The organism is Reinekea sp. G2M2-21, from assembly GCF_015687175.1.
Lineage (GTDB): Bacteria > Pseudomonadota > Gammaproteobacteria > Pseudomonadales > Natronospirillaceae > Reinekea.
In genome coordinates, this window is sequence record NZ_JADPQG010000024.1 from 1 (window position 1) to 2,501 (window position 2,501).

Consider the following 2,501-nt stretch of genomic DNA (forward strand, 5'->3'; position numbering starts at 1 on the left):
ATTTCCTTTACTTTGCCTTTATTTTCTTTCATTTACCAGAGTTCGAAGTTCTGATCTATAAAATCCGCGAGGTAAAATATTTACCACAGCCAATATTTCTTCATCCGTTAGGCTACTTACACGTCTTGCGATCGGATCTAACAGATCATTAATTTGCTCTTCTAACTCGTCCGCCTGGGCTGCAATACGTCGTGCTTCTTCGATTTTGGCAGTTTCTTCGGCACTTAAAAAACCGCAAGGCATAGGCAATTATTCCTTTGATTCTTGCTGGGGCGATTCATTCGAATAGGCTCGAAAAATATCAAGAACTACTAGTGGTCCTTTCACTACAGAGGAAAGTTCATTTGTAGCTTTAAAGCTTGAATCATATTGTTCAATGAAGAGTTTTCCTGCCATTCCAAATACAACGCCACAGATAACCCATAAGAAGGCAAGAAAAATGAAAATTCCGTTGAGAGGAAGGATTGAATAGCCCATAAAGATACTCAACGAGAAAAAGCTAATTACAATAGTTACAGCGATAATTTTCTTAAATAATTCTGACATATTAATTTGTCCCTCAACTATAAATTCGTGTAGTTCAGTTGCCCGGTTTTGCGAATGTCGTTCACGGCGTCTCGGATGACAACAGCTTCTTCAGAATGGAAATCCTCACTCCGAAAGAGTTCTACAGCGGCCTCATCTATCGCCCTTGGAATAGTCATGGACTCAAGCACTGCCTCTGCGTTTGGTATGGCGTAAATAAGAGCAGCCTGAAGTGATTCTTTTGTGTAGGACATGATTTTTCCTTCAAGTTCTGAATATCTTTTTTAGATCATCAAATGCCAGCGTCACATAAACCAGAGATACAAATAATAGAAATGCAAATATCTCTGTCGGCTTCAATTTTCCCCTCAAGACTCCTCTTGATTAGGTTCGGACATTCCTACTGAAGCCGTTTCAACAATGACTTTTTGGTCATCAATCTGTTCAACATTAGATTTCGTACCAAAACCACATAGATTTTTTACCCAACCTATTAGCTTCGATATCAAAAATACAAAAAGGGAAAAAAAGCCATACTCGCCATTAGCATTATTGCCAACAGTAACCATCGATCTGTTAATATTGTATCTAGCATGATATTTCCTTCAGTTTATGATGTGGCCGCTTTCGTCGATATCTTCATCCCAATAGGTGAGTTTATTTGTAACAGATTCGAGCCAATCGTGAGTATTTATAGCAAAGTCCTGGCCAAAAGGATCAGTGCCGCAGTACACTCCCCCATCCTCTTTAAACCAATCCGAACAGCCTTTTGAAAACTTACAAAAAGCCTGATCACGGTGGGCCTCCTGCAAGTGAGATTCAAGATTAAGGTTCCCTTTTGTCGCTATGCTGACTTTGCTCATATATTAAGCTGCCTTAACTAATTAACCCAAAACGAACCAAGCAGGCAAAGATGCAGAATGTAGCGATTACACTATTACCAACCGCTTTAAAGTAGTTCTTGTCGGCTATAGATGCCCAAACCATAGCTACAGTAAAGAAAGACAGCAGTACAATGACAGCGGTATAGACAAACTGATAAATACTTGATTCCATCATCGATTTTTCCTTTTCTTAAATTCTTTAAGTATGCATTCCATTATAGTTCCCAATGGGAACTATTCAAGTCTTTTCTTTATTAATCGTGTAGCCTTTAAATCAGCCAAATTATCCAAGGTTTCGATGTGTGCTGAAATGTAGTTTGGCACCTTTCTCGTGCCAGACAAGTACTCACTCATTTTCGACTTCTGAATTTGCAACACCTTGGCTCCATCACTCGGCTGTAAACCCCATCGGTTTAACCAATCTTGTAGTTCGTTGCTTTCCATCAGCTTCTCTTACTCATTTATTTTTCCTACTACTTATTGAACAATAGAATATTCGTCATCATGGGCGCGAATTGTGATCTGTGCAGAACCAGCATCAACACTCAGCTCAATGTCACAATTTGAATCATAGATATAGCATACTGGGTAGGTATTGCCCGGTTGAAATTCTGAATCATGCTCACACGAACCATATTTACGTCCATTCCAAATAACGCTATCGCCGATTTTGAGCATTTCATGGAGCCCTACAACTTGGCCAGTGGCATTTAAGACTTTAGAACCATATTTTCGAGACATGATATTTCCTTTGTTTAATTTTCACTAAAATTGCGGTACATCTTTAATGATTTCTTGCTCGTACTCAGATGGTGTCTCTACGAATAGCCAGCTATATTCTTCCTCATGAACAACCAACACCACTTTCAAACGAAAGCCATGCCCCTTGGCTGGCGAATCCACAATGTCACCGACAGAAACAGGATTTGCTACTGTAATCTCACTACAAACCCCTTTCGAACCATCATTGATCTTGCTGTCTTTTGGCCATCTGTAGTAGACCCTATACTGAAAAGACATATTATTTATTCCTTTAGGTTTTGGAGAGCATCGTTACCCGAAGGCGTGATGCGAAAACAACCGTTAAACTGT

General features: G+C 39.5%; 8 protein-coding genes. All 8 read right to left on the minus strand.

The annotated features are described in order from the left end of the window. Window positions 1-18: 18 nt before the first annotated feature. The 8 genes from IYN85_RS25435 to IYN85_RS25470 all read right to left on the minus strand — a co-directional run bounded on the left by IYN85_RS25435 (window position 19) and on the right by IYN85_RS25470 (window position 2,429). Window positions 19-243, minus strand: a complete 225-nt coding sequence (locus IYN85_RS25435; RefSeq protein WP_196161792.1) for a hypothetical protein — start codon at window positions 241-243, stop codon at window positions 19-21. Window positions 244-249: 6 nt separating this feature from the next. Further along, window positions 250-546 carry a hypothetical protein gene (locus IYN85_RS25440; RefSeq protein WP_196161793.1) on the minus strand — a complete coding sequence of 99 codons (297 nt, stop codon included), beginning with the start codon at window positions 544-546 and terminating at the stop codon, window positions 250-252. Between the two features lie 17 nt (window positions 547-563). Continuing rightward, window positions 564-779, minus strand: coding sequence for a hypothetical protein (locus IYN85_RS25445; RefSeq protein WP_196161794.1), 216 nt, complete (start codon window positions 777-779; stop codon window positions 564-566). Between the two features lie 351 nt (window positions 780-1,130). After that, window positions 1,131-1,388, minus strand: a complete 258-nt coding sequence (locus IYN85_RS25450) for a hypothetical protein (RefSeq protein WP_196161795.1) — start codon at window positions 1,386-1,388, stop codon at window positions 1,131-1,133. Between the two features lie 13 nt (window positions 1,389-1,401). Then, window positions 1,402-1,584, minus strand: a complete 183-nt coding sequence (locus IYN85_RS25455; RefSeq protein ID WP_196161796.1) for a hypothetical protein — start codon at window positions 1,582-1,584, stop codon at window positions 1,402-1,404. Window positions 1,585-1,643: 59 nt separating this feature from the next. Next, a complete protein-coding gene (locus tag IYN85_RS25460; protein WP_196161797.1) occupies window positions 1,644-1,853 on the minus strand; it encodes a hypothetical protein in 210 nt (69 codons plus the stop codon). Between the two features lie 33 nt (window positions 1,854-1,886). Then, on the minus strand, window positions 1,887-2,150 hold the full coding sequence (locus IYN85_RS25465; protein ID WP_196161798.1) for a hypothetical protein: 264 nt from the start codon (window positions 2,148-2,150) through the stop codon (window positions 1,887-1,889). 24 nt (window positions 2,151-2,174) lie between these two features. Then, the gene (locus IYN85_RS25470; RefSeq protein WP_196161799.1) at window positions 2,175-2,429 is read right to left on the minus strand and encodes a hypothetical protein; all 255 of its coding nucleotides are present in this window, start codon (window positions 2,427-2,429) and stop codon (window positions 2,175-2,177) included. Between the last annotated feature and the right edge of the window lie 72 nt (window positions 2,430-2,501).

What these genes read in the sequence shown, in the direction of transcription:
- IYN85_RS25465 (WP_196161798.1), bottom strand. Translation starts at nt 2,150, where the DNA reads ATGTCTCGAAAATATGGTTCTAAAGTCTTAAATGCCACTGGCCAAGTT.
- IYN85_RS25450 (WP_196161795.1), bottom strand. Translation starts at nt 1,388, where the DNA reads ATGAGCAAAGTCAGCATAGCGACAAAAGGGAACCTTAATCTTGAATCT.
- IYN85_RS25460 (WP_196161797.1), bottom strand. Translation starts at nt 1,853, where the DNA reads ATGGAAAGCAACGAACTACAAGATTGGTTAAACCGATGGGGTTTACAG.
- IYN85_RS25445 (WP_196161794.1), bottom strand. Translation starts at nt 779, where the DNA reads ATGTCCTACACAAAAGAATCACTTCAGGCTGCTCTTATTTACGCCATA.
- IYN85_RS25455 (WP_196161796.1), bottom strand. Translation starts at nt 1,584, where the DNA reads ATGATGGAATCAAGTATTTATCAGTTTGTCTATACCGCTGTCATTGTA.
- IYN85_RS25470 (WP_196161799.1), bottom strand. Translation starts at nt 2,429, where the DNA reads ATGTCTTTTCAGTATAGGGTCTACTACAGATGGCCAAAAGACAGCAAG.
- IYN85_RS25440 (WP_196161793.1), bottom strand. Translation starts at nt 546, where the DNA reads ATGTCAGAATTATTTAAGAAAATTATCGCTGTAACTATTGTAATTAGC.
- IYN85_RS25435 (WP_196161792.1), bottom strand. Translation starts at nt 243, where the DNA reads ATGCCTTGCGGTTTTTTAAGTGCCGAAGAAACTGCCAAAATCGAAGAA.